A 16,196-nucleotide genomic window follows, 5' to 3' on the forward strand; every position below is an offset into this window, starting at 1 on the left:
CCTCGTCGCCGGCGTCGCCGCCCAGTACGAGTCCGAGGTGGTCTACCACCAGATCCGTGAGGACCTGGAGCAGCAGGGTGTCATCTTCATGGACACCGACACGGCGCTCCGCGAGCACCCCGAGATCTTCCAGGAGTACTTCGGCACCGTGATCCCGGCCGGCGACAACAAGTTCGCCGCGCTGAACACGGCCGTGTGGTCCGGCGGCTCGTTCGTCTACGTCCCGAAGGGCGTCCACGTCGAGATCCCGCTGCAGGCCTACTTCCGCATCAACACCGAGAACATGGGCCAGTTCGAGCGGACGCTGATCATCGCGGACGAGGACTCCTACGTCCACTACATCGAGGGCTGCACCGCCCCGATCTACAAGTCGGACTCCCTGCACTCGGCCGTCGTCGAGATCATCGTGAAGAAGAACGCCCGCGTGCGGTACACGACGATCCAGAACTGGTCGAACAACGTCTACAACCTCGTCACCAAGCGTGCGATCGCGCACGAGGGCGCGACCATGGAGTGGATCGACGGCAACATCGGCTCCAAGGTGACGATGAAGTACCCGTCGATCTACCTCGCCGGTGAGCACGCCAAGGGCGAGACGCTCTCCGTCGCCTTCGCCGGCCCCGGCCAGCACCAGGACGCCGGCGCGAAGATGATCCACATGGCGCCGTACACGACGTCCTCGATCGTCTCGAAGTCGATCGCCCGTGGCGGTGGCCGCGCCGGCTACCGCGGTGAGGTCCGGGTCGACCCGGCAGCCCACCACGCGGCGAACACCGTGCGGTGCGACGCGCTGCTGGTGGACACGATCAGCCGGAGCGACACGTACCCGGCGATCGACATCCGCGTCGACGACGTCCAGCTCGGCCACGAGGCCACGGTCTCCCGCGTCAGCGAGGAACAGCTCTTCTACCTGATGTCCCGCGGCATGGCCGAGGACGAGGCGATGGCGATGATCGTCCGCGGCTTCATCGAGCCCATCGCCCGCGAGCTCCCGATGGAGTACGCACTCGAACTCAACAAGCTCATCGAGATGAGCATGGAAGGATCCGTCGGCTGATGACCGCCACCGCAGTACCCGTGCAAACCCGGTCCGCTCGACTGGCATCAACAGATCTCAGCGACTTCCCGATGCCGAGCGGGCGGGAGGTGAACTGGAAGTACACGCCGCTGGCTAAACTGCAGCCACTGCTGACCGGCCAGCTGAACGGTGCACGCTACCCCCTCGACGTGAACCACAGCGACGGAATCACCCTCCGCTGGGGACGCCACGACGACCCCCTCGTTGGCGCAGCCGGGACTCCAGAAGACCGCGCATCCGCGGCTGCGTGGGCGGCGCGAGACGCCACGCTGGTCATCACCGTTCGCGCCACCGATACGGCCGAGCAACTCATCCTCGGCCGGACGTTCGGCACTGACGCGGCCGCAGCGCACACCATCATCGTCGCGGAGCCCGGTGCGACCGGCACCATCGTCGTCAACAACACCGGTCCAGCAACACTGACGGAGAACGTCGAGATCCTCGTCGGTGACAACGCCCACCTCACCGTGCTCACCGCACAGGAGTGGGATGCGGATGCGCTGCACGCAGCAGCGCACTTTGCCGACGTTGGCCGCGACGCGCACCTGCGGCACATCGCCGTCACGTTTGGCGGCGACGTCATCCGCATCAACCCGTCAGCGCACCTCACCGGCGATGGCAGCACCGCAGAGATGTTCGGGCTGTACTTCGCCGACGCAGGGCAGCACATCGAACACCAGGTGTACGTCAACCACGATGCTCGGAACACCACCAGCGACGTCACCTACAAGGGGGCGCTGCAAGGAAGAGGTGCCCACACCGTCTGGATCGGCGACGCGCTGATCAGCCCGGACGCGATCGGCACCGATTCGTACGAGCAGAACCGCAACCTCGTGCTCACCGAAGGGACGCGAGCCGACAGCATCCCGAACCTCGAGATTCAATGCGGGGACATCATCGGCGCAGGCCACGCCTCCGCCACGGCCCGCTTCGACGATGACCAGCTCTTCTACCTGCAAGCACGAGGCATCCCGGAAGCAGACGCAATCCGACTGGTCGTCCGCGGCTTCCTCATGGCGATGCTGCAGAAGATCGGCGTGCCCGCTGTCGAAGAGCATCTCGCAGCGGAACTCGACCGCGAACTCACTGACTGACCGACGACGGAGAAAGAACCATGCCGACTCTCGCTATCCGCGACCTGCACGTCTCCATTGAAACCGAGCAGGGAACCAAATCGATCCTCCGTGGCGTTGACCTCACCATCCGTAGCGGTGAAACCCACGCTGTTATGGGCCCGAACGGGTCCGGGAAGTCCACCCTCGCATCCACCATTGCCGGACACCCGCGCTACAACGTCGACTCCGGGAGCATCACCCTCGACGGGGTCGATGTCCTCCAGATGAGTGTCGACGAGCGAGCACGCGCCGGCCTGTTCCTAGCCATGCAATACCCGTCGGAGATCCCGGGCGTCACCGTGTCTTCGTTCCTCCGCACCGCAAGAACAGCGATCGACGGGGAAGCACCGGCGCTGCGGCAGTGGATCGGCACGATGCGCGAAGCGATGCGGAACCTGCAGATGGACGCCGCGTTCGCCGAACGCAACGTCAACGAAGGGTTCTCCGGCGGCGAGAAGAAGCGCCACGAGATCATGCAGCTGGAACTGCTGCGTCCCAAGTTCGCCACACTCGACGAAACCGATTCCGGACTCGACGTCGACGCGTTGAAGATCGTGTCCGCCGGCGTGAATCGTGCGAAGGACGCGAACGACATGGGGGTTCTGTTGATCACGCACTACACGCGGATCCTGCAGTACATCCGCCCCACCCATGTGCACGTCTTCGTCGCCGGGAAGGTCGCCGACGAAGGTGGACCGGAACTCGCCGACCGCCTCGAACAGGACGGCTACGACCGCTACGTCACCGCTGCCGTATCTGCCATTTGAGACCCCTCATCCTCAACAAGGAACGAACATGACCCGCAACAACCCATTCGCTGGCCTCCCCGACGTGCCATCGTTCACCCTCACCAGTTCCACTATCGCCGAGGGCGAGCCACTCGCCGCTGCGCACCGCTCAGCATTGTTCGGAGTGCCTGGCGGGCAGGACCTCTCCCCGGACTTGACCTGGTCGAACGCGCCCGAGGGCACCCGAAGCTACGCGATCACCGCGTACGACCCGGACGCCCCCACCGGTTCCGGTTTCTGGCACTGGGCTGTGATGAACGTGCCCGCGACCGTGACCACGATCCCCGTCGGCGCCGGCGCGAAGGACTCCGACGTGCTGCCGGCCTCCGCCACACAGTTGCGCACCGACGCCGGGGTCGCCCACTACATCGGCGCCGCCCCACCGGCCGGACACGGAGCGCACCGATACGTCTTCACCGTCTGGGCACTCGACGTCGAACACGTCGACGTACCCGCAGACGCGACCCCTGCGTACCTCGGCTTCGTCATGTCTGGCCACACCATCGGTCGGGCGACGATCACCGCCACCGCGGAGACCAACGCATGACGCACCAAAGCGGGGAAGCAGTCCCCTCAGCCATCTTGAACGACGGCCAGTCGATTCCGCAGCTCGGACTGGGTACCTGGCCCATGGGGTCTGACGAAGTCCGCCCGGCGATCGCCGCGGCGTTCTACGCCGGCTATCGGCACTTCGACACCGCAGCGGCGTACGAGAACGAAGAAGGCGTCGGGCGCGCCATCCGCGACCTTCCCGCATCCCGTGACGAACTGTTCATCACGACGAAGATCCCGAACGACGCCCACGGTCTCACCGCGACCCGGGAAGCGATGGAAGCTTCACTGCGTCGACTCCGGACGGACTACGTCGACCTGGCACTCATCCACTGGCCGATGCCAGCCAACGGCGAGTACATCAACGCGTGGGTGGCGTTGACGAAGCTGCGCGACGCCGGGAAGGTTCGCTCCATTGGAGTGTCCAACTTTCAGCCCACGCATCTGCGACGGATCGTCGATGCAACCGGCGTCACTCCGGCGGTCAACCAGATCCAATGGAACCCGTACGTCCAGCAGACGGAAACCGGTCAAGCGACAACGCTGCGCGGCGCCATAGTCGCCGCATGGGCACCTCTCGCACCGAAGACGACGCTGCTCAGCGAGCCGATCATCGCCACGATCGCTGCTCGGCACAACCGGTCCGCAGCGCAAGTGGTGCTGCGATGGCACCTGCAGCAACAGCGCATCGTCATCCCGAAGTCAGCAACACCAGCACGCATTCGAGAGAACGTCGAGGTGTTCGACTTCACCCTCTCGGATGACGAGATGGAGCAGATCAGCGCGCTTCGAACTGACGGTCTCCCGGAATACCCGAAGGAGATGGCAGGCGTTCTCGGCGAATGAGCCACTGGGCACGGTCCGGGCGGCATCCAGGAGCCCGGACCGTGCCCGTCAAGTAGTGAGGGCCGCGACCGCTTCTGACATCGCCGGCCACCGGATACCCGCTTCGTCGAGCAGCCGGAAATCGTTCAAAAGCACCGAACGCATGCTGCGCTGCTTCCCAGGATGAGTTACCGGTGCAAGTGCCTGGTAGATCGCGATGGCGTCCTCGGCGTCTCCCATCGCCAGGAGCGCATGAGCGACGTTCGCCCGACACATGAGGCTGTCGCCCGACAGCCCCTTCACCGCGGCACGAAGCGCCTCCACCGGCTCATCCAAGTACAGGTAGATCTCCGCGAAGTACGAGTCCAGCGGCGGGTACTCCGGTTCCACCGTCCGAGCGTGTTCGTAGTCGGCGAGACTCTCGCGGTACTGGCCCTGCAAGATCAGTATCGCGCCGCGCTCACATAGCGGGCGAGCGGCTTCCGGTGCCACGCGGTGCGCATGCGTGAATGCGTAAACCGCCTGATCGAAGTGCCCCTGCAATCGGTGAGTTCGTCCGAGTCCGAGCCAAGCATCGACATTGTCGCTGTCGAGGCACAGCGCTCGCTCGAAGATCGCCTGCGCATCCCCATGCCGATCGGCACGGTACGCTTCCCAACCGCTCGAAACGATGCTTTTCAGGTCGTCATCCATGGAACTCCTCGGCCTACCGGGTGCGAACCTTTCAACGATAAAGGTCGGTCGGGAAAATCCGGCGGTGGTGCGGAAAACCGTGACAATGGGGTGCGGCCAGCCCTACGCAAAGATGTCGAGTGGAGCCTCCACAGCGGAGGCTCCACTCGATGCGATCAGCACGGGGCGTACCGATCACGCGACGGGTTCCTCACCAACGCATCCCGTCGAGCTCAAACAGTCACGTTCCCATGCCGAGGTGCGCGCCGCCGGCGACGTCCAGGGAGACCCCCGTGACGTACCGGTTCGCCCGGTCGGTGAGGAAGGTGATGGCGCTGGCGACCTCGTCGGGCTCGGCGAACCGCTGCATCGGCAGCTGGGCGGCGCGGGCGTCGCGAGCGGCCTGCGCGGACCCCGACTGGTCGGCGAGCTGCGACCAGAGCGGGGTGTTCACCGGTCCGGGGTTGACGGCGTTGACCGAGATGCCCGCCGGGCCGAGGATCTTCGCCATCGACCACATGATGTGGAGCACCGCGATCTTGCTGGCGTTGTAGGGCAGGTAGTCCACCCGAGCTTCCTTCGCGGCCACCGACGACAGCAGCAGGATGGTGCCGGCGGTCCCGGCGTCGCGCATCGTGTTCGCGACTTCGCGCGTGATGGTGAACGTCCCGGTGGCGTTGATGCGCATGATGCGCTCGAACTCCTCGGTCGTCGTGACGAGTGGGTCCGGGGTCCCGCCGAGTACGCCCGCGGCGTGCACGAGCACGTCGATGCGGCCGTGCTCGGCGACGACCTGTCGGACGACGTCCGCGGTGCGCTGCTCGTCGGTGACGTCGAGCTCGAGGAACCCGTCGATTTCTTGGCCGTCGAGCGGGGCGCGGTCTGCTCCGACGACGAGGTCGCCGCGAGCACGGAGTGCGGTGACCACGGCGGCGCCGATCCCGCCGCTCGAGCCGGTGACGAGCGCGATCTGGCGGTCCGCCGTTGCTGCTACTGCTTCGCTCTGCTGGACCATGTGCGTCCTTCCTGTTCCTCGGTCGGCAGCCCTGCCGCGGCGAGGATCCGATCGAGGAGTTGTTGGGTCTTCACTGCTTCCCACCCGGAGGTGAGGGGTTGCTGCCGGTCGTGGACGCGGTCGAGGAAGTGGCGGACGGCGTCGGCGAAGCCGAAGCTCTCGGTCGCCGTCGCCCAGCCGAACGCCTCGGGACTCATCGAACGCACCGTGCGGACGCCGTCGACGGTCACCGCGACGGAGTCCGGCGCGATGACCTCGGCGGAGCGCATCTGTCCGTACGCGTCGAGCTTCTCGCCCCAGGCGCCGGCGGCACGAGCCGCCACGAGAACGCCGGTGTTCCCGGTCGAGAACCGGACGAGTGCCGCGGTGCCGTCCTCCTCCCACTGGTCCGTCCCGGCGGCCGCCGCCGTCACGTCGACGACGTCCCCGCCGCAGAACCACCGGAGCAGGTCCACCATGTGGATGGCGTTCTCGAAGGTCGCCCGGTACTCCGAGCCGGCGCGGTTCTTCTGCGCGACGCAGAACGACGCGCCCGACTCCCCGAACGCCTCGCGCGCGGCGACGTAGACCGGGGCGAAGCGTCGGTTGAGCCCGACCATGAGGACCCGACCGTGCTCGTCGGCGAGTTCGGCGAGGCGGACCGAGTCGGCGGCGGAGGTGGCGAGGGGCTTCTCGCAGAACACGTCGACACCGGCACGGAGCGCGCTCTCGACGGCGGCGACGTGCTCGGAGCGCGGGGTGAGGACGAAGACCGCGTCGAGCGTCTCGGCCGCGAGCATCTCGTCGACACTGCGGTACACCGCTCGGAACCCCCACCGCCGCTGCAGGGCGCTCGGGTCGTCGCGCCGCGACACCAGCGCGCGCAGCTCGACGTCGTCACGCTGCACGAGGGTCGGCAGCTGCGCGATGCTGGCGATGTTGCCGGCACCGACCACGCCGATGCGGAGCGCGTTCACGAGCGGACCCCGGCGCCCTGGTCGGCCTCGTGCAGGTCGAGCTGGAGCAGGAGGTTCCGCAGGTGGTCGGCGCCCCGCCGGAACCCGGTCTCCGGGTCGTCGAGGTCCTGCGGGTGCCACCGGTACTCGTACTCGAGGGAGAGCACGTCGTCGTAGCCGACCTCGCGCAGGCGTCGGAGGATCCGCGACCAGGCGAGCGAACCGTCGCCGACGACGCGCGACGTGACGGCGCGCTCCTCGGCGTGCACCCGGGCCGTCTCCGAGGCGACGAACGGAGCGTTCGGGTCCTTGAACACGAGGTCCTTGACGTGCACGTGGCCGATGAGGTCCCCCTGCACGGCGAACGCCGCGTCGACGTCCTCGTCGTGGGTGAAGGTGAGGTTCGCCTGGTCGTAGAGGACCCGGACGGCGGGCGAGCCGACCGCGCGGACGAGGGCGGCCGTGTCCCGGGCGGTCTGGGTCATCGTGCCGAAGTGGTTCTCGGCGCAGAGCACGACACCGGCATCGGCGGCCGGGCCGGCGAGGTCCTGGAAGGAGCGGACGAGCTGCGACCAGTGCGCCGCGTGGTCCTGCTGGTCCGGCTGCCACGCTCCGGAGTACACGCGCACACGGTTCGCACCGATCGCGTGCGCGGTGTCGATCGCCGATCGCAGTTCGTCCACCGCGTCGCTGCGGACGCGCTCGTCGGTGGCGTTGATCGCGGTCGTGTACGGGGTGAGCCCGACGATCGGGATCCCCTCCCCGTCCGCGACCCGAGCCGCCTCGGCCGCGGCAGCCGCGTCACGGACCGGCAGGCCGCTCCGGTAGCCGTCCTGGTAGATGACCTCGGCGGCGTCCAGGCCGGCGCGGCGGAACAGCCGGAGTGCTTCGGGAACGGTCTGGTCGGGCGTGCCGAGCGTGTGGCCGGCGATCTTCATGGGAGGTCCTTCGTGGTCGTGATGGTCGGCGTCGTCCAGTCGGCTGGTCCGACCAGGCGTGGAGGGTCCTGCACCCGTGAGCGGTCGACGAACTCGAGGATGAGTCCCCAGTCGGTCCGGGCATATACCCAGCGGTTCCCGGCCACCGCGGGGCTGTCACCGGCAACCTCCTTGCGGTGCCCGAGGATCGTCACGCCCTCGAAGCGGCCGATGGCGGTGACGACGTCGTCGACATCGTCGACGACGAAGCAGAGGTGATGGCCGCCGGCGTCGCTTGCGCGGGGGAACGTGAGAGAGCGATCTGCGCTCCACCACTGGAAGAGCTCGACGTTGAGGTTCGGCGGCAGGCGGAACATCCGCAGTTCCAGGTGTGCGTCTGCTGGCACGCCGAAGTGCTCCGGCATCACCGCGGGGTCGGGACCTCTCGTGGACCGGTAGAGCTCTTCTGCGCCGAGCAGGGTGAAGAGGCGGGCTGCGGCCTCAAGGTCTGGGACGGTGAAGGCGACGTGGTCCACGTGCTGGATGCCGGGGAGGCGGTCGATGGTTTCGTTCATGGGTGCAGTTTCTGCGTGGAGGAGCGGATGAGAAGCGACGGCTCGAGGACGACGTGGTCCGGCGGGTCGCCGGCGATGAGTGCTTCGCCGAGGTCGATGGCGATACGGCCGAGGTCAGTGATGGGTTGGCGGACGCTGGTAAGTCGGGGGTTGAACTGTGCGCCGAGATCGAGACCGTCGAAGCCGATGACAGAGAGGTCCCTGGGAACTGAGAAGCCACGGGTGCTGAGCTCGGAGATGACCGAGAACGCTATGGCGTCGTTCGATGCGATCACCGCGGTCGGCCGCACCGGCTCGCGTAACCAGTGGTCCACGATGCCTGGGCCCACTTCCATTCCTCCTGCGGCCTCGAGGATGACTGGGGAGAGGCCGTGCCGGTTGGCAGCGTGTCGGTATGCGTCTCGCCGATCGTGCGCGGTGTAGGTGCCGATGATCCCCGGCGCGTATGCGATCGCGGTGTGGCCGAGACCACGGAGATGGTCGAACGCGAGCTCGATGCCGTGCGCACTGTCGACGGTCACGGTCGGCACCGTCGGATCGTCTTCGACACGGTCGATGACGACGACGCGGTTCTGGAATGCGTAGCGGCGGAGCGCTTCGAGGTCGACGCGTGTTGATGGGGCGACCACACCGAACGGGGAGTACATGGAGTGCATCGCGGTGAGATAGTTGGCGGTTTGTCCGGTGTCACCACCGGTGATGCAGAGCATCAGCTGGTACCCCTGCGCTTCGGCAGCGGCGGCTGTTGATCGAGCAAGCTCCGCAAAAAATGGGTTGGTGATGTCCGGGACGATGAGGGGTACGAGATTGCTGGAGCGTCGGCGGAGTGCTTGCGCGAGGGGGTTCACCGAGTAGCCGAGGTCGGCGGCGATACGGAGCACGTGCTCGCGGGTGCTTGCGCGAACGGCTTCCGGCTTTGAGAAGGCGCGCGACACTGTTGACCGGTGGACGCCTGCGGCGTCAGCGACGTCGTCGATGCTGACATCAGACATGAGTGACCTCGAGTTCACCTTCCGGGCCCCAGATGATCGCCATCGTGGTGAGGAGTTCCGCGAGCGTCGTCAGACCTGCGAAACCATCTGCCAGCGTGTCAGCGACCGCGGTGACGAAAACGTCGTACAGCGGGTCACTGTCGACGTTGAGGGTCGCAGTTCGAGTGTTGCCGTCGTTGTCGGTGAAGCTTGCGGCACCGTTCGTGTCCACGGAGGCGAATCCGTCCGACCCGGCGGCGGTGAAGCTGCAGTAGCGCTTCAGCGGTGACTCGGGAAACGCGTAGCCGACTTCGACGATCGCCTCGCGTCCATCCTTGGTGCTCAGCACCATCGTCGCGTGGTCGTCCACTTCCGTGTGGTGGAGGGACGCGGACTGCCGACGGACGACGTTGTCCGGACGACCGATGTGCTGCACTGTCATGTCAACGAAATGAGGTCCGAGGTTCATCAGGCTCCCGCCACCTGACCGAGCCAGCTCGAGCATCCACGGATTACCGTTGTGCTCGTACCGGGCGGGCGGTCCTGCAATGAACGCCATGCGTTCGTACGCGATCTCGCCGGCCTGCCGGAGCCAGGTGTCCACGGGGGCGCCTCGTTGTACCAGCGGCACTGTCACGGGAACGTCGGACCGGCGCGCGGCGGCCGCAATCTCTCGGACGTCGTCAACATGGAGGCCGGCAGGCTTCTCGATCACGAATGGGGTGCGCTGGCCAATGAGGGTCCAGCTGACCGCAAGCATCTCGTCGTGGGGACTGAAGACGAAGGCGACATCCACGTGGCCTGCTGCCAGAGCGTCATCGACGCTGGTCATCGCCGGTGCGTCCAATGGCGCTGCGTATGCGCGGGCAGCGTCGATGTTGGCGTCTTGCACGGCGATTACCGTGAAGCGTCGTGCGAGTCCCGCGCGGTAGAGCGGCGCGTGCCAGTGCGCAGCACCCAGCACGACCGCCGACGGCCGCCGGATCGGATCGAAGCGCTGCATGATCGATGGCTCCTCTGCCTCGTCGCGGATGGTGGCATCGCTTCAGCCCTCGGATGAGATCGATTGCTGAGATCGATTGCAGAACAGGGTGCCACACGCCGCCGCGAGGTGTCAACGAGCAGAAATGAACGCTCGCGAACGCCGGAAAAGTGGTGTATCCATCAGTGTCATGTTCCAGAAACTTGACGTCCTCAACACCATCCGCGACTCCGGCAACGTGCTCATCGTCCGACTCGACACCGCCGAGGAAGCCTTCGACGTGGCTTCTGCCGCGGTCGCTGGCGGCATCCGCGCACTCGAGATCACTCTGTCGATCCCCGGCGCACTCGGGGTCATCCAGCGGCTGACCGAGCGTTTCGCTGACGACGAAGTCATCTTCGGTGCCGGCACGGTCCTCGATGGGCACGCGGCATGGGCGAGCATCCAAGCGGGAGCGCAGTTCCTTGTCAGCCCGAACCTCAACCCGGAGATGCTCCGCGTCGCGAACCGGTACCAGATCGCCACGGTCAGCGGTGCGTACACCCCGACTGAGATCCTGAACTCGGCTGAGGCAGGCGCCGACATCGTCAAGCTTTTCCCGACGGAGGCCGGCGGCATCCCGTACACCAAGGCGCTCCTGGCCCCGCTTGCGCAGATCCCGATCCTGCCTGCCGGCGGCGTCACGACCGCGAACGTTGGCGACTGGTTCGCTGCTGGAGTCGCGGCAGTGGGCGTCGGAAGCGCCATCACGAAGGCAGGTCGAGCCGACGGTGACCTGGGCAAGGTGATGGCCGCAGCGGAAGAGTTCGTGGCCGCCATCGCACGAGTCGACCGGTGACGGCTCCGGATCGCGCTCGCCCCGTCGCGTACATCACCCTCGGTGGAGCAGGGTCGGGGAAGTCGACGCTGTCGAAACACCTCAGCGCCCTCACTGGGGCGGTCTACCTCGACAAGGACACGATCGCCGGACCGTTGGTGCGGGTCGCGCTGGAGGCGTACGGTCAAAACCCGTCGGACCGCGAATCCAACGCGCTCTACCTCGAACGGGTCATGCCAGCGGAGTACGAAACGCTGTTCGCGGCTGCTGGCCGGAACCTCGAACTCGGACACTCCGTCGTCCTCGACGCACCGTTCGTGGCGTACCTCGACGACGCCGACTTCCTGCGACGGTCCACGGAAGCGGCCGTCTGGCCCGACGTCCGCATTCGCGTGATCCATGTGCAGACATCACCCGATGTCGTCCGACAGCGGCTGATCGATCGCGGCAACGACCGTGACCGCGTCAAGCTGGACGACTGGGACGAGTACTGGAATCGCTTCGGTGTTCTCAGCTGCAGCTGGAGCACCGGCGACCACGATGTGGTCCGCAACGATGACGAATCGGCATTCGCAGCGTTACGTGACCTGGTGCAGTCCGATCTGGCTCGCCCGCTGTGACGGAACCCGCGCGTCGGAATTGCTTGTTGACATTCGGGTGAGCCCATGTGATCGTTCGTAACAGCGTTACTGGTAACGCGGTTACAGATCCACGATGGCGAGGAGATGAACTCATGGCGCTAGCCGATGACGTCGCGAACGCGATGCACGTGCTCGAGATGCTGGCACCGCACCCCGAAGGCCGAAGGGTCTCAGAGGTGGCAGAGCGCCTTGGCATCAACAAGGCCATCGCTCACCGCCTCCTCGCCGTCCTGGTCGACACCGGCTACGTCAACCAGGACCCGCGCACGTCGAGCTACTTCGCAACGCACAGCCTCGGTGCTCTCGGCCTTCGGCAGCTCTCATCGTCGGGAGTGGGCACCTGGGCGCAGCGGGCGCTGGATTCGCTCGCTGCGGAGTGCGAAGAATTGGTCCGCCTCGCAGTTGCAACCAATGACTCACTGCAGTGGATCGCGAAGGCGCAAGGCTCCAACTCGTCGTTGCGACTCGACCCTGTCATGGGTCAGGACGCCGTCCCGCATGCGACCGCCTCCGGGAAGGCATGGCTCGCCACGCTCTCCCCGGAGCGCGTCGAAGCAATCCTCGACCGTGAGGGCGAACTCAGCTCCACGCCACGGTCACCGCTTGACCGGTCGTCGCTACTCCTCGAACTCGACGAGGTCCGTCATCGCGGATATGCGACGACGTTCGAGGAGATGGACCTTGGCATCAACGCTGTTGCCGCCCCCATCTTCGGCGCCGGTCGAGGCGCCGAGGCTACGGGAACGATCAGCATCGCCGGCCCCTCTGTCCGGATGACCCGGGCTCAGATGGCCGACTTCTCGCCGCTTCTCTTGAGCGCAGCTGCCGACATCGCACGCAGCTGGCCAAGCTTCGCCTACCTTGCTGCCGACGCGGAGCTGTCCGCGTAGGTCCCCCTCGGCCGCCAACCCTCTGGCGACTGCCTACCCTCCAGCAGATTCACCGACCCGAGCAGGGCGCTGCCGCACTTCTCTGCGCCCAAAAACAAAGGAGAGCTCAATGACGACCTCACGACCTGTGTCCGACGCGACAGCGCCGGATGGCGCGAACCCCCTCGAGCACAAGGGCCGCACGAAGAACCTCGTCGCCGGCACCGTCGGACACTTCGTCGAGTGGTACGACTGGTACATCTACGGCCTCCTCGCGGCCGTCTTCTCGTCCCAGATCTTCCCCAGCCACTCACAATTCGCGTCCCTCATCGCGGCGTTCCTGACGTACGCGATCGGTTTCGTCGTCCGCCCGCTCAGCGGCATCATCATCTCCCCGATCGCTGACCGATATGGACGACGCCGCATCATGGCGCTCGGCATCTCAGGGATGGCGCTCGGCGCCCTGATCATCGGCCTGACGCCTCCGTACGCAAGTGTCGGCATCCTCGCGCCCATCATGTTCGTCGTCGCCCGTATTCTGCAGGGCATCTCCGCGGGCAGCGAAGGACAGAGCGCCATCGCGTACCTCGTCGAACATGCCCCCGCGAAGCGGCGCGGTCTCTTCGGATCGTTCACCAACCTCGCCAGCGGACTCGCCACCCTCGCAGCAACCGGCGCCGCCGCGATCGTCACGTCGGCATTCGACCCCGACGCACTCGCCTCCTACGGATGGCGTTTCCCGTTCATCTTCGGCGGCATCATCGGCGTCATCGGCCTCATCATGCGGGCCCGGTCCGACGAATCCCCGGAGTTCGAAGCGAGCGCCACTGTCGACCAGAAGTCCGCGCCGAAGAAGCTGCTCGAGCTGCTGCGGAATCACCCCAAGGCGATCATCCAGACCGCCGCCCTGTCAGCGCCCGCCGTGGCCTACTACACGTGGGCGACGTTCCTGCCGACCTACGCCAACCTCACCTCCGGTCGGGACCTCTCCTCGACACTCGTGGGAAGTGTCATCGGTCTGGTCCTCCTGGTGATCATCGTCCCGGTGACGGGCTACGTGTCCGACCGCCTCGGGCGTCGAAAGATCTTCCCGATCATCGGCGCCATCGGCATGATCGTGCTCTTCTACCCACTCTTGCTGCTGCTGAACGTCCCCGGCTTCGGCACGTACATCATCGTTGCGGCATCCGGATGGGTTGTCCTCGGCATCTGGCAGGCCGTCTACCCGACTATTCAGGCGGAGCTCTTCCCGGCGGCCGTCCGCGTCTCCGGCATCGGGTTCGCGCACCAGCTGGTCATCGCCATCTTCGGTGGTACCGCACCGCTGATCGCTGCCGCGTTCGTCGGCTCCGGACACCCGATGCTCGTCGCGGTCTACATGATCGTCATCGTTGCCGTCTGCCTGGTCGTGTACTTCACGCTCCCCGAGACCGGAAGCCGCAACCCTCAGAAGACCGTGTCCGTCACCGACAGCATCACCGTCATCGATGGCGCCGCCGGAATCGCTGACACCACTGCGGAATCGAACAGCACCAAGCGCTAGCGGCCCGCCCCAAAGCAGCGCCCTCACGCGCAGAACTGAACGGAGATCATCATGATCATCAACACTTTCTCCTACCTCTGGTCAAAGAAGGCGACCGACGCCATCGCGGAGCTCGTCGACAACGGGTACAACACCTTCGAGGTCCCCATCAGTTCCCCGCACTGCTGGCCCGAGGAAATCTCCGCCGCCGAGCGTTCCGAGACCAAGGCGAAACTCGCCGATGCCGGGGCGGCGATCAGGTCGCTGAACGCCGGCGGGTACGACATCAACCTCGCAAGCCCCGGTGCGAGCATGCGTCGGAAGAGCATCGAGCACATCAACTCGGTCATCGACCTGGCCGCCGCATGGGGGGTGCCTGAGGTCGTCATCTCGCCGGGTACCCGGCGACCGATGATCTCGCCCTCGCTCGAGGACGTCTACGGGTGGATGTACGAGAGCTTGGAGACCCTTGTCCCGTTGGCGAAGGAGGCCGGTACCCGCCTTCTGTTTGAGAACACGCCCTACTGCTTCGCGCCGACCATCGACGACCTGGTGACAATCGTCCGCACCGTGAATGACGATGCCCTCAAGGTCGTCTACGACGTCGCCAACGCGGCCTACTACGGTGAAGACCCCGTTGCCGGTCTGCTCGCGAACCACGAGTCCATCGCGCTCATGCACATCTCCGACACCGGCACGGACACGTGGGGGCATGATCCCATCGGAAGCGGCATCATCGACTGGCGTGCTCTCGGCACTGCTGTGACGTCGACGATCGGCACGGACAACGTCGTGCTCGAAGTGATCCGCGAGGAGAACACGCTCACCGAATTCGAGAACGCACTCCGTGCGCTGGAAGAAGAGGGCTGGCCCCTCGCCACCGACATTGCGTCGCGCCTGCTCGCGGGTGGGCGACGAGAGTGACGCGCCGGTTGGCCCCACGAGTCATCGGTCGAACCCCTCGAGCGATCTCCCCTCGAGGAACATGCAAGGAGGAACTGTAATGAGAGCTTTGGTCACAGGCGCAACGAGCGGTATCGGCGCAGCAGCAGCGGTGCGGCTCGCGGAAGCGGCTCTCGCCCGAGGCGAGCAGCCGCGGATCGCCGTCGCTGGACAGGAGCCCAACGCTCGACAGGAAGAAGTTGTCCAGGCCATCCGTGCGATCGGTGGCGAGGCAATCGCGCTGTCGGGGGACCTCGGCAGTGCCGAAGCCCCGGGAGAGCTGGTGGGGACCACGGTCGCCGAGTTTGGCGGCCTCGACGCGCTCGTTGCCAACGCTGGGGTCGCGAATCCGGCGCCGCTTGTGGACGTGTCCCTGGAGGACTGGGACCGCATGTTCGACGTCAACCTGCGCGGCTCTTGGCTCCTGGCGAAGGCAAGTTTCCCCTACCTGCGTGAGAGCCGTGGTGCAGCGTGCTTCACGTCTTCCATGTCAGGACAGATCCCGCACGCCGGCTCGGGTCCGTACAGCCCGACCAAAGCGGCGCTGACGCTGCTCGCGCAGACGCTTGCGCTGGAGTGGGCGCCCGATGGGATCCGGGTCAACGTCGTCTCGCCGGGTATGACGCGTACCAGCATGACGGAAAAGATGTACCTGGACCCGGCCATCAAGAAGGCTCGCGAGGAGATCATCCCGTTGGGCCGAATCGGGGACCCGATGGACATCGCCAACGTGATCGAGTTCCTTGTCAGCCCCCTCGCGGGCTATGTCACCGGCCAGGACGTTTGCGTAGACGGCGGATACACGAAGTCGATTCTGAGCCACATCCCGGGTCGACCGAAGTCCGAGTGATCGGGGCCGAAACCAGCGGCGTCTGACCACTGAATGGCTGCAGGAGCGGCCTCGGGAAGCTGCGGCGAGGGATGCATGCGTCGTGTCCACTGGCGGCCACTCGCAGGACAGCAGTGCAGGAGGGGGCGAC

The 16,196-nt window shown here is 66.1% G+C and carries 18 protein-coding genes; 11 read left to right on the top strand and 7 right to left on the bottom strand.

Annotated elements, in window-relative coordinates:
- The 5 genes from sufB to BIV01_RS13900 form a co-directional block, all read left to right on the top strand.
- A partial coding sequence (gene sufB, locus BIV01_RS13880; RefSeq protein ID WP_071303217.1) for a Fe-S cluster assembly protein SufB occupies positions 1 to 1,057 on the top strand: 1,057 nt, incomplete at its 5' end.
- Positions 1,057 to 2,172 carry a Fe-S cluster assembly protein SufD gene (gene sufD / locus BIV01_RS13885; protein ID WP_071303218.1) on the top strand — a complete coding sequence of 372 codons (1,116 nt, stop codon included), beginning with the start codon at positions 1,057 to 1,059 and terminating at the stop codon, positions 2,170 to 2,172. The genes sufB and sufD, both read left to right, overlap by 1 nt.
- 20 nt (positions 2,173 to 2,192) lie before the next feature.
- On the top strand, positions 2,193 to 2,960 hold the full coding sequence (sufC, locus tag BIV01_RS13890; RefSeq protein WP_071303219.1) for a Fe-S cluster assembly ATPase SufC: 768 nt from the start codon (positions 2,193 to 2,195) through the stop codon (positions 2,958 to 2,960).
- Positions 2,961 to 2,988: 28 nt separating this feature from the next.
- Complete coding sequence (locus tag BIV01_RS13895) at positions 2,989 to 3,528, top strand: YbhB/YbcL family Raf kinase inhibitor-like protein (RefSeq protein WP_071303220.1); 540 nt, start codon at positions 2,989 to 2,991, stop codon at positions 3,526 to 3,528.
- 35 nt (positions 3,529 to 3,563) lie between these two features.
- Positions 3,564 to 4,379 carry an aldo/keto reductase gene (locus BIV01_RS13900; RefSeq protein ID WP_254791844.1) on the top strand — a complete coding sequence of 272 codons (816 nt, stop codon included), beginning with the start codon at positions 3,564 to 3,566 and terminating at the stop codon, positions 4,377 to 4,379.
- Positions 4,380 to 4,427: 48 nt separating this feature from the next.
- On the opposite strand, the gene BIV01_RS13905 is transcribed toward BIV01_RS13900, so the two are convergent.
- The 7 genes from BIV01_RS13905 to BIV01_RS13935 all read right to left on the bottom strand — a co-directional run bounded on the left by BIV01_RS13905 (position 4,428) and on the right by BIV01_RS13935 (position 10,446).
- Positions 4,428 to 5,051 (bottom strand): tetratricopeptide repeat protein, encoded by a 624-nt coding sequence (locus tag BIV01_RS13905; protein WP_071303222.1) that lies wholly within the window; start codon positions 5,049 to 5,051, stop codon positions 4,428 to 4,430.
- A 220-nt stretch (positions 5,052 to 5,271) separates the two neighbouring features.
- Positions 5,272 to 6,045, bottom strand: a complete 774-nt coding sequence (locus BIV01_RS13910) for an SDR family NAD(P)-dependent oxidoreductase (protein WP_071303223.1) — start codon at positions 6,043 to 6,045, stop codon at positions 5,272 to 5,274.
- Positions 6,021 to 7,001, bottom strand: coding sequence for a Gfo/Idh/MocA family protein (locus BIV01_RS13915; RefSeq protein WP_071303224.1), 981 nt, complete (start codon positions 6,999 to 7,001; stop codon positions 6,021 to 6,023). Before BIV01_RS13915 ends, BIV01_RS13910 begins: the two co-directional genes overlap by 25 nt.
- Positions 6,998 to 7,918, bottom strand: coding sequence for a sugar phosphate isomerase/epimerase family protein (locus BIV01_RS13920; protein WP_071303225.1), 921 nt, complete (start codon positions 7,916 to 7,918; stop codon positions 6,998 to 7,000). The genes BIV01_RS13915 and BIV01_RS13920 overlap by 4 nt, the downstream gene beginning before the upstream one ends.
- Positions 7,915 to 8,472, bottom strand: a complete 558-nt coding sequence (locus BIV01_RS13925) for a VOC family protein (protein ID WP_071303226.1) — start codon at positions 8,470 to 8,472, stop codon at positions 7,915 to 7,917. Before BIV01_RS13925 ends, BIV01_RS13920 begins: the two co-directional genes overlap by 4 nt.
- Positions 8,469 to 9,464, bottom strand: a complete 996-nt coding sequence (locus BIV01_RS13930) for a LacI family DNA-binding transcriptional regulator (protein WP_071303227.1) — start codon at positions 9,462 to 9,464, stop codon at positions 8,469 to 8,471. Before BIV01_RS13930 ends, BIV01_RS13925 begins: the two co-directional genes overlap by 4 nt.
- Positions 9,457 to 10,446: a Gfo/Idh/MocA family protein gene (locus BIV01_RS13935; protein WP_083414046.1), complete on the bottom strand. Its 990-nt coding sequence runs from the start codon at positions 10,444 to 10,446 to the stop codon at positions 9,457 to 9,459. The genes BIV01_RS13930 and BIV01_RS13935 overlap by 8 nt, the downstream gene beginning before the upstream one ends.
- A gap of 124 nt (positions 10,447 to 10,570) precedes the next feature.
- Here BIV01_RS13935 and BIV01_RS13940 point away from each other — a divergent pair, with 124 nt between their 5' ends.
- From BIV01_RS13940 to BIV01_RS13965, 6 genes are all read left to right on the top strand, one after another.
- On the top strand, positions 10,571 to 11,263 hold the full coding sequence (locus BIV01_RS13940) for a bifunctional 4-hydroxy-2-oxoglutarate aldolase/2-dehydro-3-deoxy-phosphogluconate aldolase (protein ID WP_254791845.1): 693 nt from the start codon (positions 10,571 to 10,573) through the stop codon (positions 11,261 to 11,263).
- Positions 11,260 to 11,862: an AAA family ATPase gene (locus tag BIV01_RS13945; RefSeq protein ID WP_071303229.1), complete on the top strand. Its 603-nt coding sequence runs from the start codon at positions 11,260 to 11,262 to the stop codon at positions 11,860 to 11,862. The genes BIV01_RS13940 and BIV01_RS13945 overlap by 4 nt, the downstream gene beginning before the upstream one ends.
- A 113-nt stretch (positions 11,863 to 11,975) precedes the next feature.
- Positions 11,976 to 12,773 (top strand): IclR family transcriptional regulator, encoded by a 798-nt coding sequence (locus BIV01_RS13950; protein ID WP_071303230.1) that lies wholly within the window; start codon positions 11,976 to 11,978, stop codon positions 12,771 to 12,773.
- 109 nt (positions 12,774 to 12,882) lie between these two features.
- Positions 12,883 to 14,295 carry an MFS transporter gene (locus tag BIV01_RS13955; RefSeq protein WP_071303231.1) on the top strand — a complete coding sequence of 471 codons (1,413 nt, stop codon included), beginning with the start codon at positions 12,883 to 12,885 and terminating at the stop codon, positions 14,293 to 14,295.
- A gap of 51 nt (positions 14,296 to 14,346) precedes the next feature.
- Positions 14,347 to 15,198: a sugar phosphate isomerase/epimerase family protein gene (locus BIV01_RS13960; RefSeq protein ID WP_071303232.1), complete on the top strand. Its 852-nt coding sequence runs from the start codon at positions 14,347 to 14,349 to the stop codon at positions 15,196 to 15,198.
- A gap of 79 nt (positions 15,199 to 15,277) precedes the next feature.
- Positions 15,278 to 16,066 carry an SDR family NAD(P)-dependent oxidoreductase gene (locus BIV01_RS13965; RefSeq protein WP_071303233.1) on the top strand — a complete coding sequence of 263 codons (789 nt, stop codon included), beginning with the start codon at positions 15,278 to 15,280 and terminating at the stop codon, positions 16,064 to 16,066.
- The last annotated feature ends 130 nt before the right edge of the window (positions 16,067 to 16,196 follow it).

It is taken from the genome of Curtobacterium sp. MCBA15_013, from assembly GCF_001865095.1.
Lineage (GTDB): Bacteria > Actinomycetota > Actinomycetes > Actinomycetales > Microbacteriaceae > Curtobacterium.